Annotated in this window: 21 protein-coding genes; 10 read left to right on the top strand and 11 right to left on the bottom strand. The window is 54.8% G+C overall.

Translation table 11 applies throughout. The features are described from left to right. Nucleotides 1–19: 19 nt before the first annotated feature. Together STH12_RS16175 and STH12_RS16170 are read left to right on the top strand one after the other, a co-directional pair. On the top strand, nucleotides 20–634 hold the full coding sequence (locus STH12_RS16175) for a thiol:disulfide interchange protein DsbA/DsbL (protein ID WP_126168498.1): 615 nt from the start codon (nucleotides 20–22) through the stop codon (nucleotides 632–634). 440 nt (nucleotides 635–1074) lie between these two features. Continuing rightward, on the top strand, nucleotides 1075–1287 hold the full coding sequence (locus tag STH12_RS16170; RefSeq protein ID WP_126168497.1) for a DUF1107 domain-containing protein: 213 nt from the start codon (nucleotides 1075–1077) through the stop codon (nucleotides 1285–1287). An 18-nt stretch (nucleotides 1288–1305) separates the two neighbouring features. Here STH12_RS16170 and STH12_RS16165 read toward each other — a convergent pair whose 3' ends face one another. Further along, nucleotides 1306–1509, bottom strand: coding sequence for a cell division protein ZapB (locus STH12_RS16165; RefSeq protein WP_126168496.1), 204 nt, complete (start codon nucleotides 1507–1509; stop codon nucleotides 1306–1308). Between the two features lie 394 nt (nucleotides 1510–1903). Between STH12_RS16165 and STH12_RS16160 the strand changes: the two genes are divergently transcribed. Together STH12_RS16160 and STH12_RS16155 are read left to right on the top strand one after the other, a co-directional pair. Next, entirely contained in the window at nucleotides 1904–3388 is a 1485-nt protein-coding gene (locus tag STH12_RS16160) for a Na+/H+ antiporter NhaC family protein (RefSeq protein ID WP_126168495.1), read from the top strand. Nucleotides 3389–3516: 128 nt separating this feature from the next. Then, nucleotides 3517–3870 carry a RidA family protein gene (locus tag STH12_RS16155; RefSeq protein WP_126168494.1) on the top strand — a complete coding sequence of 118 codons (354 nt, stop codon included), beginning with the start codon at nucleotides 3517–3519 and terminating at the stop codon, nucleotides 3868–3870. Here the strand turns inward: STH12_RS16155 and STH12_RS16150 are convergent. After that, complete coding sequence (locus STH12_RS16150) at nucleotides 3867–4130, bottom strand: Rho-binding antiterminator (RefSeq protein WP_126168493.1); 264 nt, start codon at nucleotides 4128–4130, stop codon at nucleotides 3867–3869. The two genes, STH12_RS16155 and STH12_RS16150, sit on opposite strands and share 4 nt — an antisense overlap. A 143-nt stretch (nucleotides 4131–4273) precedes the next feature. On the opposite strand from STH12_RS16150, the gene STH12_RS16145 reads away from it, so the two are divergent. After that, nucleotides 4274–5014 carry a DUF1223 domain-containing protein gene (locus tag STH12_RS16145; protein ID WP_126168492.1) on the top strand — a complete coding sequence of 247 codons (741 nt, stop codon included), beginning with the start codon at nucleotides 4274–4276 and terminating at the stop codon, nucleotides 5012–5014. Nucleotides 5015–5133: 119 nt separating this feature from the next. Continuing rightward, a complete protein-coding gene (locus STH12_RS16140) occupies nucleotides 5134–6447 on the top strand; it encodes an esterase/lipase family protein (protein WP_126168491.1) in 1314 nt (437 codons plus the stop codon). Nucleotides 6448–6541: 94 nt separating this feature from the next. Here the strand turns inward: STH12_RS16140 and STH12_RS16135 are convergent, their stop codons facing one another. The 4 genes from STH12_RS16135 to STH12_RS21560 form a co-directional block, all read right to left on the bottom strand. Beyond that, on the bottom strand, nucleotides 6542–7192 hold the full coding sequence (locus STH12_RS16135; protein WP_126168490.1) for a class I SAM-dependent DNA methyltransferase: 651 nt from the start codon (nucleotides 7190–7192) through the stop codon (nucleotides 6542–6544). Between the two features lie 154 nt (nucleotides 7193–7346). After that, the gene (locus tag STH12_RS16130; protein WP_126168489.1) at nucleotides 7347–8759 is read right to left on the bottom strand and encodes a DUF3300 domain-containing protein; all 1413 of its coding nucleotides are present in this window, start codon (nucleotides 8757–8759) and stop codon (nucleotides 7347–7349) included. A gap of 1090 nt (nucleotides 8760–9849) precedes the next feature. Then, on the bottom strand, nucleotides 9850–10173 hold the full coding sequence (locus tag STH12_RS16125) for a hypothetical protein (RefSeq protein WP_126168488.1): 324 nt from the start codon (nucleotides 10171–10173) through the stop codon (nucleotides 9850–9852). Further along, nucleotides 10163–11401, bottom strand: a complete 1239-nt coding sequence (locus STH12_RS21560; RefSeq protein WP_218567755.1) for a hypothetical protein — start codon at nucleotides 11399–11401, stop codon at nucleotides 10163–10165. Before STH12_RS21560 ends, STH12_RS16125 begins: the two co-directional genes overlap by 11 nt. Before the next feature lie 1865 nt (nucleotides 11402–13266). Here STH12_RS21560 and STH12_RS16115 point away from each other — a divergent pair. Both STH12_RS16115 and STH12_RS16110 read left to right on the top strand, forming a co-directional pair. Then, nucleotides 13267–13614, top strand: coding sequence for a hypothetical protein (locus tag STH12_RS16115; protein ID WP_126168487.1), 348 nt, complete (start codon nucleotides 13267–13269; stop codon nucleotides 13612–13614). Between the two features lie 153 nt (nucleotides 13615–13767). Next, nucleotides 13768–14874 carry an HNH endonuclease signature motif containing protein gene (locus tag STH12_RS16110; protein ID WP_126168486.1) on the top strand — a complete coding sequence of 369 codons (1107 nt, stop codon included), beginning with the start codon at nucleotides 13768–13770 and terminating at the stop codon, nucleotides 14872–14874. Between the two features lie 482 nt (nucleotides 14875–15356). Here the strand turns inward: STH12_RS16110 and STH12_RS16100 are convergent, their stop codons facing one another. From STH12_RS16100 to STH12_RS16090, 3 genes are read right to left on the bottom strand one after another with little or no spacing between them, the layout of a single operon-like run. After that, entirely contained in the window at nucleotides 15357–16799 is a 1443-nt protein-coding gene (locus tag STH12_RS16100) for an ATP-binding protein (RefSeq protein ID WP_126168485.1), read from the bottom strand. Beyond that, on the bottom strand, nucleotides 16799–17473 hold the full coding sequence (locus STH12_RS16095; protein ID WP_126168484.1) for a response regulator transcription factor: 675 nt from the start codon (nucleotides 17471–17473) through the stop codon (nucleotides 16799–16801). The genes STH12_RS16100 and STH12_RS16095 overlap by 1 nt, the downstream gene beginning before the upstream one ends. 2 nt (nucleotides 17474–17475) lie before the next feature. Continuing rightward, nucleotides 17476–17778 (bottom strand): PepSY domain-containing protein, encoded by a 303-nt coding sequence (locus tag STH12_RS16090; RefSeq protein ID WP_126168483.1) that lies wholly within the window; start codon nucleotides 17776–17778, stop codon nucleotides 17476–17478. A 244-nt stretch (nucleotides 17779–18022) separates the two neighbouring features. On the opposite strand from STH12_RS16090, the gene STH12_RS16085 reads away from it, so the two are divergent. Then, nucleotides 18023–18865: a choice-of-anchor H family protein gene (locus tag STH12_RS16085; protein WP_126168482.1), complete on the top strand. Its 843-nt coding sequence runs from the start codon at nucleotides 18023–18025 to the stop codon at nucleotides 18863–18865. Between the two features lie 14 nt (nucleotides 18866–18879). On the opposite strand, the gene STH12_RS16080 is transcribed toward STH12_RS16085, so the two are convergent. Continuing rightward, nucleotides 18880–20040, bottom strand: coding sequence for a CaiB/BaiF CoA transferase family protein (locus tag STH12_RS16080; protein ID WP_126168481.1), 1161 nt, complete (start codon nucleotides 20038–20040; stop codon nucleotides 18880–18882). A gap of 108 nt (nucleotides 20041–20148) precedes the next feature. Here STH12_RS16080 and STH12_RS16075 point away from each other — a divergent pair, with 108 nt between their 5' ends. Further along, nucleotides 20149–21234 carry a branched-chain amino acid aminotransferase gene (locus tag STH12_RS16075; protein ID WP_126168480.1) on the top strand — a complete coding sequence of 362 codons (1086 nt, stop codon included), beginning with the start codon at nucleotides 20149–20151 and terminating at the stop codon, nucleotides 21232–21234. 66 nt (nucleotides 21235–21300) lie between these two features. Here STH12_RS16075 and STH12_RS16070 read toward each other — a convergent pair whose 3' ends face one another. Continuing rightward, entirely contained in the window at nucleotides 21301–25791 is a 4491-nt protein-coding gene (locus STH12_RS16070; RefSeq protein WP_126168479.1) for an EAL domain-containing protein, read from the bottom strand. Nucleotides 25792–26012 lie beyond the last annotated feature (221 nt).

Genomic DNA, 26012 nt, shown 5'->3' with positions numbered 1-26012 from the left:
CGAAAACCAAGGAAACAAGATGAAAAAAGCGCTTCTGATGGCTGCCGCTCTGCTGGCAATGCCCTTTATGTCTCTGGCCGCCGATTTTAAAGAAGGTGTGCATTACGAAGTGATCAACGAAGGTCCTGGCAGCGCCAAGCCTGAGATCACCGAGTTCTTCTCTTTCTACTGCCCACACTGCTACAACTTCTCCAAAACTGTGGTGCCAATGATCGAAGAGAAGAAGCCTGAAGGCGTGGCCTTCAACCAGGCTCACGTTGACTTTATCGGTCGTGAAATGGGTGTGGAAATGTCGCGTGCCTTTGCCGTGGCGCACCAGCTGAAAGTCGAAAAGAAAATGGAAAAGGCCCTGTTTGCTGCTATCCACGACAAGAAGCAACACTTCACCACCCGTGACGACGTGCGTGCCCTGTTCGTGGCCAACGGCGTAGACGGCAAAGACTTTGATTCTGCTGCCAATTCATTCATGGTGAACGCGCAAATGTCCAAGATGAAGCGCGACACCGAAAACGCCAAGCTGTCAGGTGTGCCTGCGCTGGTGGTAAACGGCAAGTACAAGGTGCTGACCGACTCTATCAAGAGCTACGACGAGATGCTCGACATCGCTTTCTATCTGTCGACCAAGAAAGACTAAGTTTTTGTTCGATAGCAAAAAAGCGCCCAAAGGGGCGCTTTTTTTATGGCTGTTTGCCGATGGGCTTACTGATGCAGGAAAATCCAGGCAAAAAAAAACCGTACTCCCTGGTCGCAAGAAGCACGGTATAGAGCCACATGGCTCAGTTTTACCCTGAGTAACACGGTAAATGTAGCAATTCGTCATAAGCTTGGCAAGCGACAGATAATTGACGTTAAAAAAAAGACTGTTTGGTTGGGCGGTAAATCAGCAGCTTACGTCAAGGGAAGTCAATATTTACAAATTTCTGCTTCGACGGATGAAACTTGACTGGTAAAAGAAGGGTCGAACTACTGTAATCAATAATAAGGGAAGGTACGAACAGGTTCTGCACCTGCTCCGCGGGGGCAAACTGAGGACTTGTTGGCACTGACCCAAGAAAACAAACACAGGAGGGTCACGTGAGAGTTTTTCCTGTTTATGCTCCCAAGCTTATCGTCAAGCATGTAAGGATCTTTTTGACGGGGGCTATCTGGGTGAAAGACCTGGGACGGCTGGAGTTTGAAAAAGGAAAATTTTTACTGCCCCGGAAGAGCCTGCCTCAGGTTAAGCAGGCGATTCTGGAATTGAACGAGCTGATTGAAGCTCAGAATCAAGAGGCCAAGACAGCCTGAGGCATAGCGTCCGAACAGTCAGTCAACCTGGTTGCTCAGCAAACCAACCAGACCGGTGATCTTATCATTCCAGGAGCCGAGCTCCTGCTTGAGTTGCTGGTTTTGCTCAGCCAGGTTGGCAGACTTCTCTTTCTCTTCTTCGAGTTCCAGCTTCAGAAGTTCAATCGACTCCAGTGCGGCTTGGATTTTGGTTTCCAGTTGGGACAATAGTTCAAGGCTCATGGGAAAGGTCCTGTAAAAAAGGGTTCTGGATGGAGCCCAGATTCTAGCAGGGTCAAGGCGGTGCACCTAGTGCAAATGCGCAATTTATGCCAATTCACCGGTAAGTTTACCCAGCCAGGATGCCCGCTGCAGTGGGTGTTGTCGGCAAGGGAGCCATCGCCTCATCCACAGGGCTGACGCTAAGCTGCGCCCACAAGCTTGGTGCACTTTCTAAAGCGGCAAGCCAAGCCTTTGATCCCCTTGATTATCCAAACCAAAAAGCCAGCCAGCAATGGGCCGCCTGCAGGGCATCAAGCCCGTCGTTCCCTTCGTCCGCTCGATTTTAACCACCGGACTTTGCAGCCTTGGCACTCACGGGTATGCTGAGCCACATTGATTGTATTTTCGACCGGGATTGCCTGTTTTGCTTGAACTCTTTCCGCTGCTGCTCACCCTGACCCTGGCCTTGTTGCTGCGGCGCACCCTGATTGCTCTGGGGGCGGGCGTGCTTTGCGGCGCCCTTATCCTCAATGATTTCGCGCCGGTGGATTCGGTTGGCTACCTTGGCCGGGGTATTCAGGGGCTGTTTTATCAGGACGGGGCCTGGCAGAGCTGGCATTTGAATGTGCTGGCGGCCATGTTGCTGCTGGGGATTATGACCAGTCTACTTGGACGCAGCGGCGCCGTGGCCGAGTTTGGTGTTTGGCTGTCGCACCGTATCCGCGACGGCCGTCAGGCACGCCTTGGTGTGGTGGGGCTGGGTTTTCTGGTGTTTATTGATGGCATTTTCAGTTGCCTGGCGGTGGGCAGTGTGGGGCGGCCGCTGGCACAGCACTATGGTATTTCGGCCAATCGCCTTGCTTACATGGTGGATACCACCGCTTCGCCGCTGTGCTCGCTGGTGCCGGTGGCCAGTTGGGGGCCTTATGTGATGGCGCTGCTGGCGGGGATTGCCTTTTTGCCGGTGTCACCGCTGGAGGCCTTTATTGGCATTGCCGCAGTGAACTTTTACGCCATTGGTGCCCTGCTGCTGGTGCTGCTGGGCTCCTGGCTGAACTGGGGCTGGTCAGGAGAGCCTGAGCCGACAATCGATACAGCGGCAGATGACCTGACTCATGCTTCGCCCTGGCCGTTGTTTTTACCGCTGGCTGCGCTGCTGATCAGTTCGGTGGCTTTTACCCTCTATTCCGGCAGTCGCCTTGCCAGCGAGCCGGGGCTTGGCGCCATGCTTACCGCCGCCGACATAGGCGCGGCCATGCGCGATGCCTCCGCCCTGGCGGTGCTGGTTGCCATGGTGGGCAGCCTCTGGCGTGGCCGTGGCAGCTTGCTTGGTGCTGATTTGCTGGTGGGGCTGAAATCCATGGCGCTGGCGGTGGGAATTTTGCTGCTGACCTGGATGATTGGCCAGCTTATTAAAGATTTGGGCGCTGGCGCCCGGATAGCCAATCTCGCCCGTGAGTGGCTGTCGGCAGACTATATGCTGGCGGGCATTTTTGGTCTGTGCGCCGTGATGGCGTTTGCCACCGGCACCAGCTGGGGCACCTTCGCGATTATGATCCCGCTGTGCGCCGAGGTAGCGCACTCGCTGCAACCTGAATTATTACTGCCGGCGCTGGCAGCTGTGATGGCAGGTTCTGTGTTTGGCGACCACTGCTCGCCCATTTCAGATACCTCGATTTTGAGCGCGACCGCCAGTGGCGCCGAGGTACAGGGCCATGTAACCAGTCAGCTGCCCTTTGCCCTGATGGCTGCCATTGCGGCCTTGTTGGCGTTTCAGGCGCTGAATCTGGGGTTGGCGACCGCTGCTGCGCTGGGGCTGATGGCGCTGGTGGCCACGGCGCTGCTGTGGCTGTGGCAGCGGAGATTAAAGGCTGCGGAGACCAGAGGCAGCGGCGACTAAAGGCGGCGAGGGCACGGGCCTGAGCCTCTGAGCGCGGGCAGTACAGTAATTTTCACGCTGGTCGGTTAGCCTGGGGCGTGCGGCCGGGATACAATCGGCCTTTTCGACAAGCGATATAAGGAATTGCCATGAGTATAGTTCGCATGGACACAGGCACCCGTATGAGCAGCATAGTGATCCATCAGGGCACTGTGTATCTGTGTGGTCAGGTGGCCAAAGACAAATACAGCGACATCACCACCCAAACCCACACCATGCTGGAAGAGGTGGATACCCTGCTGGCGCAGGCTGGCAGCAGCCGTGAGCATCTGCTGAGCTGTACCATCTATCTGAAAGACATGGCCGATTACGACGCCATGAACGCGGTGTGGGATGCCTGGGTGCCACAGGGCCATGCTCCGGCACGGGCCTGCGTGGAAGCTGCCATTGCCGAGCCTGAGTATCTGGTTGAAATATCTGTGGTTGCGGCGCTGAAGGATTAAGGATTTATCAGGATCCGGCCAAACTCGGCACCCTCGATATCCGGGGTGATGGCAATGATGCGGTCGAGGCGGATGGCCCTTTGTTGGGTGGCTGTGTCGACCAGCAGCCACTCGCTCTTGTCGGCGCGGGTTTCTGTGGTTACGGCGCGGCCGTGGATACGGCCTTCTTCCTTCAGTTCCAACAACAAGGGGTAACGCCGGATACACGCAAGCTCCAGATAGTCATAACGATCACAGGCGATACCTTGATAGGTTTGCATAAGTCTTATTCTCTTTATCACTTTACGAAATAACGCACTGTAAAAACCTTAGTCGCTGGCTGACGATTTTCAAGCAAGTATTTGAAATTGCTTTTCCGAACGGCGGGTCTGTTTGATTAACCGCCCACCACCGGAGTCCCAGTATGCGTCTGCTTTGGTTGTTTGTCTTGCCAGCCTTACTGGCCTTGCCGTTGTCGGCCGTGGAATTCAGTGCCCGCAGCGAGAATCCCGAGCCCATTATTATCGAACTCTACACCTCTCAGGGCTGCAGCAGTTGTCCGCCCGCCGAGGCGTGGCTGTCTGCGTTTGCCAAAGAGAAAGACCTTTGGCACAAATACTTCCCGCTGGCATTTCATGTCAGCTATTGGGACTACCTGGGCTGGAAAGATCCCTTCGCCGACAAACGCTTTGGCAAGCGCCAGTATGCGCACTGGAATCGCAAGCACAGTAAGGGTGTGTATACGCCACAGATTTTTATCGGCGCAGATGAGTGGCGTGGTGAAGATCGTCGCGGTGAAAGGCGTGGCGGTGAAGGCCGTCGCGCTGCTGCAGCGCCTCTCAGCCTCAGCCTGAAAGATAAAAGGCTCAACGCCGATTATGGCGCCGCCGCGCCGCTGCTGAACCTGGCCATTGTGGGAGTGGGAATTCACACCCCGGTAGCCAAGGGGGAGAATCGCGGCAAAACACTGCAGCAGGACTTTGCAGTGCTGTCGCTGTATCAGTTTGATAATCAGTCGGATATTGCCAATATCAGCCGTTTTGGCGGCGAGCTTAAATTGGATATGGACGCGCTGTTGCGCCGTGCGCCACGGCTGGCGCTGGTGGCTTGGGTAGATGAGGATATGCAGCCGTTACAGGCAGTTGGCGGCTGGTTAACGCCCTGAGCCGAAGTAGTGGCTGTTGCGCCAGGCTCTTTCGCGGCCAAAATGGCGCAGCGGTAACTTGTGTCGGCATGGCCTTTGTGATGAGCTAGGGCGGTTATTTATATCACGGAGGATAGCCAATGAAACTCCTGATGGTGCACGGCTGGAGTGTCACCAGCACAGACACCTACGGCGGCCTGCCCGAGGCCCTGGTCAAATGGGCTCCCACCGGCCTGGCGCTGGACATCACCCATATCTATCTCGGGCGCTACATCAGCTTTGTTGATGAAGTGCGCATGGACGACCTGACTCAGGCCTTTGAGCGCGCCCGCCGCGAAACTCTGGGCGATGAACCTTTCGCCGTGGTGACTCATTCCACCGGCGCCCCTGTGATGCGTTGCTGGCTTGCCCGCTATTATCCCGATGGCCTTGGCCAGTGCCCACTGACCCACCTGATTATGCTGGCACCTGCCAATCACGGCTCGGCGCTGGCGCAGCTGGGTAAATCTCGCCTCGGGCGAATAAAGTCCTGGTTTGAAGGCGTGGAGCCTGGGCAGCAAATCCTTGATTGGCTTGAACTTGGCAGCCTGGGGCAGCATAAGCTCAATCAGTATTGGCTGACGCAAAACCCCTCTGCCGATGGCCTGTATCCCTTTGTGATCAGCGGCGAAACCATCGACCGTCAGCTGTACGACTACCTCAACAGCTACACTGCCGAGCCCGGCAGTGATGGGGTAGTGCGCCTGGCCGGCGCCAATCTCAACTATCGCGCGCTGGTGTTGCAGGAGTCCGCTGAGCCGGACGACAAGGGCTTGGTCCCGCTGACCATAAGCCAGGATCAGCGTTCCCCAAGCTGCGGTTTTGAGGTGTTGCCCAAGGCCAGTCACAGCGGCAGCAAGCTTGGGATCATGGCATCAGTCAACGCTAAAAGTGCCAATCCCAAGCCGGTGGTGAGCAGCATTCTGGCCTGTTTGCAGGTTGGCTCGGCCAGCGCATTCAATGCCCTGTGCCAACTGCAAAGCCAGCCTGCCAAGGGGGCGCGCTTTACCCAACTGGTGGTGCGGCTGTGGGACAGCGAAGGCGAGCCTCTCAAAGACTTCGACTTCCTGCTGCTGGCGGGGCCGGACTATGACCCCGGTAAACTGCCCAAGGGCTTTTTTCAGGACAGGCAGAAGAACCAGCGCATCGGTAATGCCCTGACTCTGTATTTGAACCATGACCGCATGCTGAAAACCGCCGAAGGCTGCTGGGGCTTTCGGATTTTGCCGCGGCCGGACAGCGGTCTTGTCCATTACCGGGCGGTGGAATTTCACTGCGAGGGGGCCATTGCCGATTATCTGAGGGCCGATGAAACCCTGATGCTGGATGTGATCCTGACCCGGCACATTCACCCGAATGTATTCAGCCTGACACAAACAGAACTGGGGGATTTCAAGCCGTTAGCCAAGGTGTAGCGCCTAAGGAAGTTCTTGCGAAGGACTTGAGCCATTCGCAGGAACTGTGGCTTGCATCTATCCGCTGTAGGCTCACGCAGAGCAAGCACGGGACTTATTCGCATCTTCCCTCACTGTTTTTAACGGCTATCAAAAAGTGTTCGGTCTCGCCACGGGTTTCTGTGCTTTGCTGCCACACAGGCTCAAGGCCGAGTGCACTTAGCTGTGCAACCAGATCGGCGGGGCTGTGGCCCTGACGCCAGACGCTGTCGCCATGGCGGTTGGTTTGGCTGTGGGGTGTGGTGTCGCACTCGATAAAACTCAAATACAGCAGGCCGCCCTGCGCCAGTTTGGCAGTGCAGTCACGTAAAAATTGCGTGGCGCTGTGGCTGTCGAGATAAGGCAGGCCGAAGGCGCAGGCTATCACATCAAACTCGCCAGCAAGGCTTGCGGTATCCCTAAGATCCACACAATGAAATTCGCCATCCGGCAGCGCCTCTTTGGCGAGCATCAGCATTTGCTGTGATAAGTCGGTGGCGGTGATGGTAAGCCCGGGAAAGCGGGATTTAAGGTGCAGGCTTAAGGTGCCGGGGCCACAGGCGAGGTCCAGCAAGCGAGTGTGGCCGGGCTGCATTCTATCCGCCAGCGCATCGAAGGTGGCGAGGTAACTTGGCAGCAGCGCAAAGGCGTCTCGATAGGCCTTCGCATGTTTGTCGAAGGTGGCAACGGTTTGCGCGGTTTCGGCAGCACGGATGTGGCCGGACATGGTCAGCTCCTTGGGTTTGCCTGCTTATTCCTGCCATGGCTGGTGGCAGGCCTGGTTGTAACAGGCGATGTAATAAAAAAGACCGGCGGGGCCGGTCTTTGTTTTTGGCATATTTTCAGCAGCCTGGCAATTGATAGCTGCGCCTTGAGCAGGGTTAGAGGTGACGCTCGCGGGCATGCTCGTTGTGACGCTCGCGCTGTGGCTGTGCCCGTTCACGGGGCTGATGGTCACGTTGCTGCCGCTCCCTTGGCTCGGCCTGTTGCCGTGGCTCAGGGCGCTGCCTTGTTTCTATCTGCTGTCGTGGCTCTGGGCGCTGCCGGGGCTCAATTTGCTGACGCGGCTGGGATTGCAGCTCGCGCTGGCGCTCCTGGCTTTGATGCTCCCGTTGACGCTCGCGGTTTTGCAGTTCGCGCTGCTGCGGCTGGCTGCGCTGTTCCAGTCGCTCACGGCTTTGTTCACTGCGCTGAAGGTTGCGCTCGCGGTTGTCAATTCGCTCACGGCTGCGACCATCGGCCTGAAGGCGGTTTTCACTGCGCTCCATACGGGCCTTGAAGTCGCGTTCGCGGCTGCTATTGAGCTCACGGCCGTTGAACTCGCGCGTGCGCACCTCGGCATTGCGGCGGTCATTGTGGGCAAACTCACGGCTGAACTCCTGTCTGCGCTGATGCTCCCGCTCGATACGGCTTGGCGCATTCACATGGTAACGCTTACGGATATCGGCGCTGCGATAGGCCACGCCACGGCGATGTCCCGGGTCGTGGCGCCAGCGCTGAGCACCCTGGCTGATGGCGTATCTGGGTTCGGGCGGACGACGGTAATGATGGTGATGACTCACAATCACGTGTCTGTCGTACCAGTGGAAATTGGAAAAGTAAAAGTTAAAGGAAATGCTGATGCCCGAATGCCAGCCAAAGTGACGATGGTAGTGGGCATAACCGGGGAAGGGCGCCCAGTACACAGGTGGGTAGCGGTTCCAGCGCCAGTGACCATACACCACCCGTGGGTCGTAGTAGGGCACGTAGATGATTTCAGGGCTGGGCGACTCAATAATGATTTGAGTGGGCTGGCGCTTCACTACCAGATTATCGCCGCCATCGAGGTTACCGGCGCGATCGGCCTCGCGGCGCAGCATTTGAATACTGTCGAGCACCGCCTCTTCATCGGCGAGGAAGGCATCCCCCAGATCCCGGGTCCAGTTAAGGTCATCGCTCATGCGTTCCAGCACATTGGGGAAGGCAATCAGCGCGGTGACGCTGGGGTCCCAGCCCTGCTTCTCTGCCTTATCCATCAGCTTCTTATCGCTGAGCTTGCGATTTTTCTCGCGCCAGCGGCTTGCTTCCACCACTTCCAGCGGATAGCTGGAGGCAATCAGGATATGGGTCAGCAGGGTATCGGGGTAAAGGGCAATGGGCGCCAGCAGCCGTGCCAGCTCGGCTTCGCTGAAGCGCTCGGCGCGGATACTGCTGCTGTATTCACTCGGCTCGGCCTGAGCCACCGAGGTGCAGCCGGAAAACAGGGGCAAACACATCAGGGCCGACACAAGTTGTATTCTGATAGACCTGTTCATAGGGCCTCCTTGACTGTTTCATACCGGCACAATGCCAGTTTGATCACAGGCTACAGGGGTGAAGATGAACGAAGGCTGAAGGGCGAAAACGGCCGCAAGGCAAACGACAGAACAGTTTCTGTCGTTTAGTTTGAGCCGAAGGGACTCAGGCCCGCCACGCGGATATTCTGTTAACGCAGAAGGCACGTTTGGGCTCTGACGGGACAGAAAACCCTGCGGGTTTTGTCGCTTTGCAAGCGACGGAAGCCGTTATCCCTGGCGGGATTGGCTGCGTGCCGCAGCCGAAGGTCGTGGGCAAAATGCATCCATGCATAACAGCCAGTTCGCCATCCATGGCTCTCGCTCGTGGGCCTGTCGCTGAGCGACACTCGCCAACCCACACCCGGAGAAAGGGCGTAAGGGTGCCTATCAGGCAAGCGACAGAATAGTTTCTGTCGCTTAGCTGGAGCCGAAGCTCGTCTCGAGCACCACGCGGAGGCCGTTTCGACTTACAAATGCGTCCATGCAAAAGAGCCAGCTCACCATCCATGGTTCGCGCTCATGGACGCTCTGGCGGGCATGAACCCTTATCCAATCCCACTGCGACCCCAGACGAAGCCGAAATCCCCTCGGTCTTATGGACGAAATTGGCTAACGCTTCAGACTCCCGAATTTACATCCCTATAAATTTATCCCGGCTCGGCTATCCTTGCCTCGCGCTCATAGGCTTGCCGCTTCGCGACATTCGCCCCTTCTCTACTGGCGCCGCTTGGGCGAAGCACATCCCTATGCTTCACTCCCAGCTCGGCTATCCTTGCCTCGCGCTCATAAGCTTGTCGCTTCGCGACATTCGCCCCTGTTTCGGCTCACTCAGCCCAACAGCCAAAGCGGCTTCGATGGGGGGAGAAGTGAGACCTTTGAGTACATTGCTGAGTGAGAGATTTGTGGTGTCCGCACTTTTGTTTGTTAGCTCCCGCTAACTCATCAATTCGAGCAAGTCGTTGCTCAGAACTTAAGTGACCATATTTATCTTTAAGGTATGTAGACCTGGTGTTTACCTCGCTGATAATTTCGGTTCTAGCATTGTTTGGAACAACATGTAGCTATCTAATTACCAGCCCTTTGCTTGTAGATACTTGTCAGGAATTCTTAGCCTAATCTCTTTATCCAATATTGATGGAGCTGCTCTTAAATCTTCACTAGACAATGATGTTTTGAATAGTTGCAATTGAAACCCTGACTGGACAATCGAGAAAAACAAAGTATTTTTCTCGATGGCTAACCTCACCACAAAATAGTTGTAAAGAGTCATTTCAATTGTCAGGTGCAAGAATGGAGTATCGGTTGACTCCTTAACAACAAAATCTTTTACGGCTGTCTTAAAATGCTCATCGAGCTTTTCAATAAGAACATCTTCTAAGTCATCACTTCGCATACCAAACTCCATCAACTTCTCTTAACCGTTTATATCCATGTGTATTCTGCAAGTATTCCCACTCTTGCAGCAGGAATCCACCGTTGGTTCTAGGATCGTGACTAAACTTAATTTGTTTACCTGCATTTACTGCATCGTCCAACACTGGAATATTAAATGCTCTAAACATGTCATCATCAGACAACCCATATTTTGAAGTAACAGAGCCCCATTCACTACCAAGGTCAAAGTATGTCGCGTTCTCAGTTCTAGCAATCGCCACATAAGAATCAGGCCCAGGTACGCTCCAATCTTCAACACCATTTGTTATCGTGGGTCGATACTTTCCTAAGACAAGCGTGGCGGAGTCAGCGTTGTGCAGCGACCGCCCCTTGATTGCAAAATAATCGACCTCTGGAACTTTTTGAAAAATGTCATCTAACTTGTTTGGTGTAACACCCAAATCAGCAGCAGTACTCCCAATGTCGTCCAAGTCTACCTTAGTTTGAGCTTTCGTGTCTTTCACCGCATCGACAATCGCATCTTTGATTTCTTTGGCGTCTGTGATGATTTTCTTACGGTTTACCGCGGCTTCGGCAACCAGCAAGCCTGCCTCGTATCCCCTGAGAGACTGGATTGCATCGGCGCCGCCTTGTTGAGCGGGGCTAATGCTGACGGTTTCAATCTCCCGGTAACGTTCAGCCAATTCTTCGCTGCTTAAGGCTTGCCCTGTTGCCTTGTCTGTTGCCTGGATGATGCCCTGTTCAGCAAACCATTCGGCCTGTGAGGCCCGCTGACCGGCAATGAAATCGTTAAGTACTTGCTTACCTGCGCCAACAAGGCCATCAATGGCATCTTCAAAGAATGAGCTGCTCGAATTTGATGTAGAAGCGGCGCTCCACTGCGGCCTTGGAGGCAGGGATTGTAACTTGTGCTGGAATTCATTGGATAGGAAGGGGCTGCTGCGCTCAAAAAACAAAACGCCTTCGAGATCTCCGCGGCCGCTGAGTAAGAAATAGTCGCCTCGGTTTATAAGAGGGCGAATATCTTCCAGCAGGTTATCGACCTGATGAGGAGTAATACAAGCGCCCAAACCTCGGTCGCAGAGCATTGAATCAAGGCCTGATATATAGGGATGGCAACCCGGTTCGCGTCGTAGGCTTGAGCGGATATTTGCCAAGGCCTGCCGTGGTTCCACTATCAGACCTATGTCGTCCAGATAGGCATCGCTATGATGTACAACCCGCATCTGTTTCTCCCTGTATCCTCATCCCGAGAGGCGTAAATCCCTTTGGTTGCCAAATATGGTGAACATGGCTACCTGCTTCTGTTCTGCGGATGAACACGAATAAAAAGGCAGACTGACGAACGGCTAAATGCTAACAAAGCCTGCATTAACACTAAATAGCCCCAAACGATTAGCACTTTAGGTTGAGGCATATTCTTTGAGGAGATATTTTGGTTGCTATGGCTGCGACAGATGGTTCTTGAATTCAGCAGTTTGAGGGTATTTTGGATAGCGAGTCAGTGCTTTTGATGCGGGAATAATTCAGCTGTCGAGAAGAAAACCTGCGCGCTATTGCTAAAAAAGCGACATAAATACTCAAAGAGCTATTTGACTCGCCAAATACCTTCTTTGTCACTATTAATCCGGCAGAGGTAAGCGAATACAGATATTGGCCAGCCATATCAACAGACATGCCCCCATGCATTACCCAATCCCAGCCAAGAGTATTGCCCCGGATGTGCCTTTGTTGTACCTTGGTGCACTTGTTACTGACAAGGCTTTTTTAACCCTAAGATGATGAATTACAGGCGTTAATTAAGCAGGTGCTAAACAAGAGTCGCCTGCGGCCAGTGCGGCAGCACATCAGCAGTACAACAAGCGATACGACAATGTGGATCAGGGAAGAACCGCTCAGCCACGCCTTCACAGGCACGGCCAGCAACGCAGGGACAGCGCCAGCCAAGCGCCTTTACGCTAAAAGCCCGCTCACCCTTCAGCTTCTCCCCTCATCTCACAAGGCCATGTGGCACCCGCAGGTCATTAAGCAGCATTAAGCAGGTCATTAAGCAGAAAACACTGCACAAAACTTGACCTAACCCTAGGTTTACTATCACCCAAGCTGCTAACTTGCTGTTGTTTTAGTTGAATTTTTTACAAACGGCCTTTAACCAAAGCCAGTTGGTCAGGTACGCTCTAAGGCTGCAAGCGCCGGTGCGGTAGCCAACCCGAAATTCGGGCGCTGCGCTTTGCCAGGATGAATTGGCAGGTCAACCGACCTGCGGGCGGTTTGGTGGAATGCCAAACTTCGTTTGGCGAAAGTCGTGAGCTCCGCTCACACAGGGCAAGAGGGAATCAGCAGCAATTCCCTCTTGCATCTCCCTTGCCGCCCCTGACGAAGCCGAGCACTTTGGCTTTATGGGCTGAAAACGACCACCGTGACCGATTCGCTCCAAGCTCAACGGTCACTGCCTCGACGAAGCATATCCTTATGCTTCACCCCCGGCTCGGCTGTACTGCCTCGCGCTCGTATGCTAGTCGCGATGCGACACTCGCCCATATCTCGGCTCGCTCTTTTCACTCAGCCCAACACCCAAAGCGGCTTCGATGGGGAATAAGCGTGTCGTCAGACAGTGAGATGAACAGTTTCATCTCACTAGCGTTTCCCGAAGGCCTCTGGCCGCCACGCGGAAAAATGGAGTGAAACCTTTGAGTACATTGTTGAGTGAGAGAGTAGTGGGTGTCCGCACTCCTTCTCTCTGTTATCCATCAGAATTGGCCCAATTCTGTATGCCCATACAGTATGATTTAAAATCAGCCGATTTTGGAGCTAAAAACCGTGCCGTCTTTGCGCACTATTTCTGAAACACTTTTTATAATCACAAAAAATTCATGAGCTTAAAATGGTGCGCGAAACAAAGCGAGCGCAAATCATGCGCATGCGCACTTTCCACCCAGAATGATTTTTGCTAGGTTGAAAATCAAATTTAAAAACAGCGTGTTGCGTGAGATTTTGCCAAGTGGTCGGAGGTGAGATTATGCGCATGCGCACTATACAAATGTTAGCCGTCATTAAATGACATCATCACACTTGAATAGAGGATTAGTAAATGGATATTGGAGTTTATTCACTCAAATCGATTTCAGATGAGAAAATAGATACTTTAATTGGTGAAAGGAAGTCTTTTGTTCTTGAGGATATAGCTCGTTTAAACTTAGGCGAAGCAGTAAAAACAGTTGAAAGAATGATTGAGTCAAAGGGGTTGAAGTGTCGTGTATATACAAAAGGCCGCTCTGCAACTGTTGCCGCAGCGGCCATCCCAGTTTCGCCAACAGTGATTGGTGGTTGGGCATCCGCAATTGGGATTGGCATCCATAATCTGGCGACGTGGAACCCTGATTACGAAATTGCAAAAAACATAGCAACAGGCACACTGACTGTAACTTTCAAGAAGTAGTCGGCTAACAAAGCCAGGCAACATCGCCCACTGCGTGGGCTGGACCTCCGTTACGGCGTTTGTTTTTGGGTTTTCGCTACGCTACCCAAAAACAAACGCCTCCACTTCGGCCGCTGCTGGCGGCGTTAGGCATTATGGAGAAAAATAGTAGTAATGAGTAAAAGAACAGAAAATGCTCTTCTTGCAAGAGGTTTTGATAGTCATTTGGCTTCACGATTAGCTAATAGTGGTGTCACTTTAGCCAATTTGAAATCTATGCAACGGAATCAATTGTTAAACTTAGGATTAAATGAACACTATATATCTATTGTTTATTCAGAACCGCGACCACCGATACCAGAAAAAACATTATTGAGTGTACTGTATAAAAATCGTAGGACTTGTTGTGTTTGTAGAATTACACAAAAACCTATCATTCTACATCATATTAATGAATGGTCTATATCGAGAGACCATTCTGAGCAGAACTTAGCTACATTGTGTTTAGATTGTCATGATCTCGCACATAGTAAAAAACAGCTGAGTCAGAACTTAATACCCAGTGAAATTTTAAATTGTAAGCTTAAGTGGGAGTATGATGTTAGTACCCTCGATACACAGACTATATTAAGGCTAAAGCAAGAACGTGATGTTGCACGTTGGGATTGGATAAACCTCCAAAGAGTATTTGAGTTACTAAATAATCTTGAGTTCTCTATTGAAGATTCCCCTTTTATTACACAGCTAAAAAGTAATAATATAATTGATTCACGAGGCTTCATAAAAGATGAACAGTTTTGGAATCTAGGTAAAAGTACACAGCATTATTTTATTGATTTCGGTGGCGGCAGTGATATTGCTTCATATTTGAGTGCAATATTAGAGGCTGTAGTAACTACAATTCCAGTTACTGACATTACGCCAATGCTAAAAAATCGTACAGAAATACAGTCGTTAGTAACTAACGGAAGTTACATTGCAGTGCAAGCACCATTTTATTTCACTTCTATCTCCGGTGCAGATTCGCTTCGAGATGAAGTCAAAACGGCATATTATCAAGGTTATGGTATTAGGATTGAGTTCACATTCCAGCCTTGGTATTGCATGAGTTGTAGTGCAAGGCATGGAGCAATGACAGGTCGTAAAGTACAAACAATCTTTGGATTTGTTAGGGATATATCTTCTGTTGATGGCGAATTAGTAATTTCTTTATCCTGTTTAGGTGCAGGGACAGCCTTCAAAAGACATGAGAACAGGGTTCGACCAAACTTTTATAATTAGATATTCCTAACAAACTGTTTAAGAGTGATTCGCAACGCGTGGCATTTTTACTATGCGTTGATTGCGGAAGCATCGGTATTGCGTTGCTCACACCTTAACAGGGCGTTATGTGGCTCAGAAAAGTCAGGACACCCGTAACACTTCACGCGCAGATTGCACCAGCTTATACCCCCATCGAAGCCGCCGAAGGACATTGGACTAAATGGCGTGGGCGAGGCAGGACGCTGAGCCAGCTTCAGTCGAATCAGGGATGAGCGTCTGAAGCGCTAGCCAATTTCGTCCATAAGACCGAGGGGATTTCGGCTTCGTCTGGGGCGTCTTTTGGGTTGCAAGGGGCTTTGGACGAGCAAAGCCCCTTGCCCCGGTGAAGCCTGGAAGGCTTCGATTTGTGTCGCTTGCAAAGCGACTCGCTTTAAACCTACTTCCGTCGTTTGAAAAACGACTTCAAAAAAACTTCCCGTCGCTAAGTCAAGCGAACCAAGTTACTGGGGAAACGACACCTCAAACCTCGCCCCGCCGAGCAAATCACTGCGTTCGACCCGCAGCTTCCCCTGATAGGCGTCTGTCAGGTCGCGGACTATGGCGAGCCCTATCCCATGGCCCTTGTCATAGGTATCCGCGCGAATCCCGCGCTCAAAAATCCCATCCCGCATCGACTCATCCACCCCGGGGCCATCGTCCTCGACGATAAGTCGCAGCCTGCCATCCTGCTTGGAGGCACTTAATTGCACCCGAGATGAAGCCGCCTTGCAGGCGTTGTCCAAGAGATTGCCCAAAAGCTCGGTCAAATCGCCCTTATCACCCTTGAATACCAAATCGGCCGTGAGCTTAAGCTCAAAATCGATGCCCTTGTCGCCGTGGATTTTGCTTAAGGTGCGACTTAAGCGCTCGGCCTGGGGCAGGATTTCCACTCCCTGGTGCCAGGAGGCGGCGCCGGCGCTCTGAGCCCGTTTAAGCTGATGGCTGATGCTGTGGCTGATGCTGTCCACCTGCTCCATCACGGCTTCATCCAGTCCCGGGTGGCTTTGCAGCACCGCCAGTGGGGTTTTTAAGCTGTGGGCCAGATCAGAGAGGGCATTGCGGTAGCGCTTGCGCTGGTTTTGCTCTGTGGTTAACAGTGAATTGAGCTGATGTACCAGCGGCCCGAGTTCCGCCGGGTAGTCATCATCGATGCGCTCCTTGTCGCCGTGCTCCACGGCCTTAAGTTCGGCCTCGAACCGTGACAGCGGCTTTAAGGTCCAGCGCAGCCACAGGCCAAGCACCACGGCAAGCAGTGCCAGCGCCAGCAGCAGATAACGCCACAGGCTGGACTCGAACTCGGTGAGCGCCTCGCGGTAACGCTGCTGGGATTTAAGAATATGAATGCTTAAGGGCACATCCACGCCCTTGCTCTCGTACAGGGCGGTAAAGCTCATGACGAACAGCGGCTCGCCGTTGAGTGTGGTTTCGCCGAACACCTTGGCATCGGCGCCGGGGGCGGGAGTGGGCAGCTTGTCGATGGCGCCGTGGCCAATCAGGGAGCCGGAGCGCCACAGCACTTCACCTTTCCCAGAGCCAGAGCCTGAGCGCACTTCGGCATACAGACCTGAGCCATCGACATTGAATTGGGGTTCGTTGAGGAAAGGCGGCATTTCCAGCTTGCCGTCTATCACGTCGGTTTGTGCCAGCACCGAGTAGATAAGGGCGCCAAGCTCGTCGCGGCTGCCCGCCAGCGCCTGACGCTCGAACGCCTGAAACAGGGCGATGCCGAGGGCGGGCAGCAGCAGCGCCACCAGGATGGCGGCACTGACGAAAAGGCGCGTCTTCAGCGATAAGCGGTCGATAACGCCGGAGGCTGGCCGTGGCTGAGATAAAGGCGCAGTTGCCGGCTCGGGCGCAGGCGAAGGCTCAGGCGAAGGGGTTGGCGTAGAGGCTGGGTCTGACATCAGCTGAGCAGGTTCAGCCGGTAGCCCTGACCGCGCAGGGTTTCAATCAGCCCGAGCTGGTTGTCCGGGTCGAGCTTTTTACGTAGCCGGCGGATAAAGACTTCAATCACGTTGGAGTCGAGGTCGAAGTCCTGATCGTAAATATGCTCGGTAAGCACGGTTTTCGATTGCACCTCGCCCCGGTGCATCATCAAAAATTGCAGCAGCCGGAACTCGGAGGCCGACAGGCTGACCCGCTCGCCACCAAGCAGCACTTCGCCGCTGGCGGTATTGAGGGTAACAGGGCCGTTTTCGATGATGGGGCTTGCCTTACCCGCGCTGCGGCGAATAAGCGCCTTTAAGCGCGAGGCCAACTCCCGCGGGTGAAACGGCTTGGTAAGGTAGTCGTCGGCACCGGCATCCAGGCCTTCGACCTTGTCTTCCCAGCTGTCGCGGGCGGTGAGGATAAGAATAGGGAATTCACGGCCCTCGGCCCTGAGCTTGGTCACCAGGCTGATACCATCGAGCTTGGGCAAACCCACGTCGATAATGGCGGCGTCGTAGTCGTATTCCAGCCCCTGAAACAGCCCCAGTTCGCCGTCGGCGGCCAGATCCACGCTGTAGAGGTTTTCTCTGAGGTGATCCCCCAGATTGGCGGCCAGAGCCGCATCGTCTTCAACCAGTAACAGGCGCATTGTCAGTCTCTCCCAACCCGTCCGGTACGGGCATCCACAGATACGTAAAAGACCTTGCCGTCGTTGCTGACCATCTTGACCCGGTAGCCGGGGTTGCCACCCACCTGGGCGCGGCTGACCTTGAGTACCCGGCCCGGGTAGCGGCCTGCGGCCATACCGGCGGCCTGATCGCCACTGGTAACCTTAAGCCCCTGCTGCTGCCCCTGATTGTTCATCTGGGCATAGGCCTGTGCCATGGCAGCGCCTGGCGCCGCCAGTTGCAAACAGGCGCAAAGCAATATTGTCAGCAAGATCCGGTATTTCATGTCTTTTATCTCTGCGTATCAATGGTGCCAGTGTAAAAGATCCCCCGCGTGAAAGGAAAGTGCGAACAGCGACTTAACTCGCAGGATGCGTTGTGCCATCCGGGGGCGCCTCTGGAAATCCATTGCCATATTGATAGCGGTTAGCGGCTGAACATTGGCTGAAGGGGGTAAAAAACAGCGTTCAGGAAGCGTTCATGGCGAAGCGGATTTAATGGCTTCAACAAGTCAGTACGAGGACGCGACTATGAAGACATTATTCCAAGGCACAGTTTCCAGTTTCAGCATTAAGGCCCTGGTGGCTGCCACTGTGCTGGCGGGCAGCTCGGCTTACGCCTCGGCAGACGAGGTGACTGGTACGCCCATTGGCACGCCGAAGATTGCCGCCATTGGGACTCAGCTCAGCGACAAGCCAGACAGCAGTCGCTACGTGGATGAAGCCGTTGCCAGCGAGCTTAAGACTCGGGTTCAGCAAATTCAGGCCGTGGCCGCCGAGCCCAGAACCCGCGAGCAAGTGGCGGCGCAAAAGCAAAAGACCTCCACACTGCAGCGCAGCCGTCAGCAAAGCTATGGTGTGTATCACGACTTCAGCTTCTACGATGCCTTTGCCCGTCTGTTTGAAGACAGGGACTACGACGGTTTCCACCGCAGCTTTTCGGTGACCTTCGATGCGGATGTGTATTCCAACTATCCCGATGAGTCTGTGCCCGTGTATGCCGAGCTGTATTTGAGCCGCAATGGCGGCGACTGGGTGCGCTACTTCACCACCGAGACCTTTTATATTCGCGGCGCCAATGAGCTGGACGACTATGAGGTGGTGACCACCCTGGCCGATGGCTATGGCACCGACCACTACGATGTGCTGATCGATCTCTATGAAGTGGGTTACAGCGACGTGGTGGCGACCATCAGCTCGGACGATACCGATGATTTGTACGCCCTGCCGCTGGAAAGCGCCAACTATGACCGCGAACAGGAAGTGGTGGTTGAAGTGGAAGGCGGCGGCAGCCTGGGCGCCGGTGCCCTGGCCCTGTTGGCGCTGGGTGCCTGCCTGCGGGGCCGCAGACAGGCTGCCAGGCTCAATCGTTAACGTCTGAATGAGGGTTATTCGAGGGTATCGAGCCAGGCCAGCAGTTCGGCCTGATGTTCCCCAAGCCGTGGTGGTGGCAGCGGCGAGTTAAGCGCCTCACCATCCATTCTCAGCGGGCTGCCCACAAAGGGCAGCCTTTCGCCGTTAAAGTCGCGCTCAATTTGCATCTGCCGATGTTTGGCCTGGGGCTCATCCAGGGCCTCGGCCACGTTGTTGATAGGCCCGGCAGGCACCCCGGCGCCGTTCAAAAGCGTTAGCCACTCGCCCTTGGATTTGCCCAGCATGGCGGCCTTTATCAGCGGCAGCAACTGCTCGCGGTGGCTGACCCGCCCTGCATTGGTGGCAAAGCGGCTGTCACTGGGCAACTCCTGTAATCCTGCCAGTTCGCAGAAGCGGGCAAACTGACTATCGTTACCCACCGCCAAAATCAGGTGGCCATCGGCGCAGGCAAACGCCTGATAGGGCACGATATTGGGGTGGGCGTTGCCAAGCCGGGGCGGATTGTCGCCGCTGGCGAGGAAGTTTTGCGCCTGATTGGCCAGCATGGCGAGCTGCACATCAAACAGCGCCATATCGATATGGCAGCCAAGGCCTGAGGACAGGCGTGCCACTATGGCGGCCAGAATGGCATTGGCGGCATAAAGCCCGGTAAAGAGATCGGTAATGGCCACGCCGGTCTTCATCGGCTCACTGGTATCGTCGCCTGTGAGGCTCATCAGCCCGCCCATGGCCTGGATCATAAAGTCGTAGCCGGCCCGGGGCGCATCCGGGCCGCTCTGGCCAAAGCCGGTGACCGAGCAATACACCAGCTTGGGGTTTATCGCCTTGAGGCTCTTATAATCCAGGCCGTACTTAGCCAGGCCGCCCACTTTGAAGTTTTCCAGCAGTATGTCGCTGTGGCGGGCAAGCTTTTGAATTCGCGCTACATCTTCGGGATTTTTTAAATCCAGCAGCAGGGATTTTTTACCCCGATTGGCGGCAAGGAAATAGGCCGCATCGCCTCCATCATGGCCCCCGGCGTAGGGCGGCCCCCAATGGCGGGTATCGTCGCCGCCGTGTGGGTGTTCAACCTTAATGACTTCGGCCCCCATATCGGCCAGTAACTGACTGCACCATGGACCGGCCAGCACCCTGGATAAATCCAGTACCCGCAGGCCTTTGAGCGGTTGTTTCATGGAGTTTCCTTAACGGTTTACAGCTTCTTTTTGTTGGAATAAGCATCGCTCTTGACTTTATCCCTGCTGCTCCCTAGTCTGCAAGGTCAGTTATCAAGGTGGTATGCAATGGATATAAAGTACAATTTAAAACCCGCATCTGAGCGCCGCACTGAGCCTTTTGAACCTCAGGGAGAAGTGGGATTCGGCAAGCTTCGTACCGATCACATGTTCATGATGGATTACAAGGACGGCCAGTGGCAAAACGCCCGCATTGAGGCCTACGGTCCCTTTGAAATGATGCCAGGCGCCATGTCGCTGCATTATGGCCAGTCTATCTTTGAAGGCGCCAAAGCCTTTATGCATGACGACGGTGAAATCTACACCTTCCGTTTGGACAAAAACGCCCAGCGTCTCAATCGCTCGGCAGACATTGTCTGTATCCCGAATATTCCGGAAGCCGTGCAGCTCGAAGCCATCAACGCCCTGATTGATGTGGACCGCCTGTGGTTCCCCCGTCAGGAAGGCGCCTGTCTTTATATCCGCCCCTTTGTGTTTGCCACTGAAGATCGCCTGTCGGTGAGCCCGTCAAACCAGTACACCTTCTGTGTGGTACTGAGCCCAAGCGGTGCTTACTACGGTAAAGATTTGAATGCCATTCGCCTGCTGATCACCACCCAGTTCCACCGCGCTGTGTCTGGCGGTACCGGTGCCTCCAAGGCCGCCGGTAACTATGCCGCATCGCTGCGTGCCGGTAAGGCTGCCGCCGAACACGGTGCTGCCCAGGTGCTGTATCTGGATGCAACCAATCAGTACATCGAAGAAGTGGGCGCCATGAACCACTTCCATATCCGCAAAGATGGCACTTTGATTATTCCTGAGTTCACTGACACCATTTTGCGCTCTATCACCTCTGAGTCGATTCTGGCACTGGGTGAGGAACTGGGCTGCGAAGTGCGCCAGGAAACCGTGAAACTGAGCGACTTTATTGCCGATATCGAAGCCGGTGAAATCGTTGAGGCCGGTGGTTTTGGTACCGCCGCCGTGGTCTCGCCGGTTGGCTCTTACATCTTCGAAGATGGCCGCATCGTCACCGTGGGTGATGGCAAGGTAGGCGACCGGATCCGCCACATCTACAAGGTGTATACCGAGATGCAAAAAGGCCTGCGCCCCGCCCCCGAAGGCTGGGTTCGCAAAGTCGAGCACCGCGGCTAAGCACGCGATAATTTGGCTGTAAAAAAGGCTCCCGCAGGAGCCTTTTTTGTTGCTTGAGTTTTACCTTCAGGGCTGGTCTGAGGTGGCTTTCTCCCTCAGCAGCGCCAGCGCCTCGCTGGCTGACATAGGTTTGCCGAGCATAAAGCCCTGTACTTCGTCGCAGCCGTGGCGGCGCAGGTGCTCGAGCTGCGCTTCGTTTTCTACCCCTTCTGCCACCACATTCAGCTCGAGGCTGTGTGCCAGGGCGATAATCGCGCCTGTGATGGCGGCATCGTCGGGGTCGGTGCTGATATCGCGCACAAACTCACGGTCAATCTTCAGGGTATCCAGCGGGAAGCGCTTCAGGTACGCCAGACTCGAGTAGCCGGTGCCGAAATCATCCACCGCCAGTGACACCCCGAGCGCCTTGAGCCGTTGCAGCACTGCCACCGATTCCTGCGGGCTTTTCATGATCATCGACTCGGTCAGTTCAAGCTCCAGGCATTTGGCGGGCAGGCCTGCCACCGCCAGCGCCACTTCGATGGTGGACAGAATATCCGCCTTGAGCTGACGTGCCGACAGATTGACCGCCACATGCAGGTTATCGAAGCCTTCCAGGGCCCAATTGGCCATATGGCTGCAAGCTTCGTTGACTACCCAGTGCCCGAGCTGATTAATCACGCCAATCTCTTCGGCAAGGGGGATAAACTCCGCCGGGGAGATGGGCCCCAGCTCGCCACTGTGCCAGCGCAGCAGGGCTTCAAAGCCGGTGATGCGGCCATCGCTGACCCTGAACTTGGGCTGGAATGCCAGGCTGAGTTCGCGGCGGCCTATGGCCTGTTTCAGCCCGGCTTCCAGTTGTACATGGCGCATGGCGTATTCGTTCAGGCGCGAGGTGTAGAACTGGAAGTTGTTTCTGCCCAGCGACTTGGCGTGATACATGGCGGTATCGGCAAACTTGATCAGCGAGGCACTGTCTTCGGCGTCCAGCGGATACAGGCTGATGCCGATGGAAGGCGAGATGGTGAGTACCTGATCTTCCAGAATAAACGGCGTTTGGAAGGCGCGGATGAGCTTTTCGGCTATCACGGTGGCGGCCTTGGTTTTGTGCACCCCTTCGAGAATGATGGTGAACTCATCGCCACCAAGGCGCGCAACCGTATCGCCTTCGCGGACACAATTTTGCAGCCGGTGGGCCACAGATTTCAGCAGTAAGTCGCCGATGTGGTGGCCCATGGAATCGTTGATGTGCTTAAAGCGGTCGAGATCCAAAAACAGCAGCGCCACCATGCTCTCGGCACGGTGTGCCTGAGCCAGGGCGTGGCCCAGACGGTCCTGGAACAGGGTGCGGTTGGGCAGTTGGGTCAGGGGGTCGAATGAGGCCAGCTGGCGCAGGTCTTCTTCGGCCTTTTTGCGGTCGGTGATATCGGTAAACACCGCCACAAAGTGGCTTGCCTCTGACTTGGTGTCCAGCACTTGATTGATCTCCAGCCAAATCAGAATGGCGCGCTGATCCCGGGTGCGGATTTTCAGCTCGCCCGCCCAGTGTTTGCTGCGCAGCAGTTGCTGCTCAATGGCTTCGTACAGCAATCTTTGGTCGCGATCGTGGGCGAGGAACAGGAAGTGTTTGCCTTCCACCTGCTGCGGAGTAAAACCGGTAATGAGGGTAAAGGCCGGGTTTACCGAGGCCACCCGATAATCCAGGCTGCCCACCACCACGGCTTCGTTCATGCTGGCCAGCACCTGGGCCGAGAGTCTGAGCTCGTTTTCGATGTTCTTGCGGTTGGTGATGTCCTTGTGGGTGCCCACCATCCGCAGCGGATTGCCGTCTTTATCGCGCTCCACCACCTTGCCGCGGTCCAGCACCCAAATCCACTGTCCGGGGGTTTCCTCTATGCGGTATTCGGCCTCATAGAAGGCGCGCTCGCCGTCGATGTGTTTATCCACCGCCTGCAGCACCTTGGCTTTGTCTTCGGTATGGATTTTTTCAAACAGCACAGGGCCGTCGACCTGCTGCTCCATATGGGGATGCATGCGGGTGCGGAACACCTTGCCGCTGGGGATATTCCAGTCCCACATGCCATCGCCGGAGGCCCACAGTGCCAGTTTCAGCCGCTCTTCTGAGGTGCGGATGCTGGTTTCAAACTCCAGTCGCTGGGCCTTTTTGGCCTGACGCTCGCGCCAGAACCAGCCAAGGATCCCCAGCAGCAACACCGCATAGACCACGTAGGCCGGGGCGGTACGATAGAAGGGCGCGTTGACGTTGAGGGCGATGGTCATTACCTGATGCCCGAGCGGATTGGCATTGAGGCCGTGACGCACCCGCAGCAGGTAGCTGCCGGGGCTCAGGTTGGTGTAGGTGATGTGTGACAGGGCCTGGGCGCTGCGCCATTGGTTATCAAACCCTTGCAGGAAGAAGGCAAACCTGTCTTCGCCGGGGTAGGAGAAGTCCAGTGAGGTGACCTCGAAGCTAACCACCTTGTCGTCATACTCCATGTTCACTTCCGGCGGCGCGCTGAGGTCCAAAACCCGGGTGCGTTTGCCGCCGATGCTGTAGCTGGTCATGGCCATGGCCGGTTCGTGACGCACCTTGGGAATCTGCTCGGGGCGGAACCGGGTAATACCGTTGATACCACCAAACCAGAAGTAGCCGTCTTTTCCGGCGAGTTTGACGCCGCCGTTGTATTCCTGCTCCTGCAAGCCTTCAAACTTATTGAAGGTGACTACCCGCTCTTCTCCGGGAATGTAGCGGCTGATCCCGGCGTTGCTTGAAAACCAGAACTGGCCCAGCTTGTCTTCGAGGATGGCGTAAACCGTGTCGCTGGGCACGCCCTGCTCGGCGTTCAAATGGCTTATCTTCCAGCCGTTTTCGCTGTGGCTGAAAATGCTGATCCCGCCGTGGGTGCCGACCCAGATATCGCCGTTGGCGGCCTGATAGATATCGCGCACCCGGTTATTGCCGAGGCTGTTGGTATCGTTGGCGTGGTGGGTGAAGGTTTCGATAGCGCCACTGACCGGATTGAGGCGGATAAGGCCATCGAGAGTACCAATCCACAGCCAGTCATCGATAAATCTGAGCACCAGAATTTGGCTTAGTGGCAGGCGGCCATCGAGCAGGGCTTCCAGGTGGAAGGTCTGCAACTTGTCGCCGTTCAGCGGCATGTTGTACAGGCCTTCATCTGAGCCCATCCAGATATTTCCGCGGCCGTCGAAGGCAAGGGAGCGCCCCTGACCATGCAGTTTTTCCGGCTGGAACAGCGAGAAGCTGCCATCCTGCGCCAGCTTGCCAAGACCAAAGTTGCTGGCAAACCAGAGGTTGCCGCTGTCGTCGGCCTGGATGTCCCGCACCACCAGTGAGAAGGATTCCTGCGCCACCCCCAGAGCGTTGGCAAAGAGGTCGTTGCGATAATGGTAGCCGTCCTCATAGGGGTTTAAGGTTTTCACCCCGGCGCCTTCGGTACCTATCCACAGGGTGCCGTCAGGAGTTTGGTGAATCGCACGCACCATATTGATTTGCTTGGGTAAAGCAATATTGTTGTCGAACAGATGTTCAAAGTACTGCCGCTGAATATTGATTTTATCCAGCCCCGAATAGCTGCCGCCGAGCCAGAGCACGCCGTTGGGGTCCAGCAGAATGCTCATCAGGTTGTTGTCGCTGACATCGCGGAAACTGCGGGAATCGTTTCTGTGGTAGCGGGCATGCCAGCGGTCGGTGTTTTTCAACTCAATCAGACCGGCGCCGGGGGCGATGGCCCAGATCTCGGTGTCGGAGGCAAGGGTAAAGTCGCGCAGATCGCCCTGGAAAAAGCTCTGGGGTTCGCTTTGCCACAGTTCGCGGGCAATGTGGGTGTCCAGCTCGTAACGCCACAGGCTTTTGCCAATGGCCAGATAGGCGTTGCCATTGAGGCTGCGGATGCGGTTCACCGGCTGATCTGCAGGTAATTTCAGCCGAACGATATTGTTGCTGCTGACCGCATAGGTGCCGTGCTCGCGGGTGCCAACAAGCAGGTATTCATCGGCCACATTACCAAGGGCGGTGATCCGCGGATGCAGGGCATTTCCCAGCGGAATTGGACGTATCTGACCGCTTTTGCGCTGCATGGCGAACAGGCCTTTTTCGGTGCCAATCCACAGGCTGTCGCCAATGACGGCCAGCTGGGTCACCCTCAGCTCAGCCAAGCCGGATTCACTGCCAAAGCGGGTGAATTTACCGGTTTTCAGATCGAGACGGTTGATGCCCTGGGTGTAGGTGGCGACCCACAGGAAGCCTTCCGGATCCTGCACTATGTCGGTGAGGTAGCCTTCTGAGATGCTGGTATCGTCGTTGGGGTTGGGGAGGAACAGGCCAAATTCCTGGCCGTTAAAATAGTGCAGCCCGTCCTGAGTGCCAATCCACAACATACCGGCTTTGTCGGTATACAGGCTGGTGATGGTGTTCTGATTAAGACCGTCGCTGCTGCTGAAATGCTGAAATTCCAGAGTGTTATGGTAGTGATAACTGCCGTGATCGGCTCTTGCCACAGACAGGCAAAGACCCAGGATCAGAATCGACAAGGAGCCAAAAAGTGCTCGAAACATGCTTCTCCAATCTTGCAAGGGAAGGCCTGTGCGCAGTGAGCTGCGTCTTTCCGGCCAGGATTATTATCCGGCATTCATCGCTGTTGCCTGAATGCCCTTATGTTCCTCACAGGGTATGAGTGTTGTTTTTTTGTTGTAAGTGGTTAGATTCTAGCGCCCGGGTCGGGGGTGTCAATTTGCTTGTAACGTAAAACGATAAAAAGAAAAAAGGCCCCGCCGGA

The organism is Shewanella khirikhana (genome assembly GCF_003957745.1).
GTDB lineage: Bacteria > Pseudomonadota > Gammaproteobacteria > Enterobacterales > Shewanellaceae > Shewanella > Shewanella khirikhana.
Note: the sequence above shows the minus strand (reverse complement) of the source record. Positions and strands in the feature narration are given on the sequence as shown.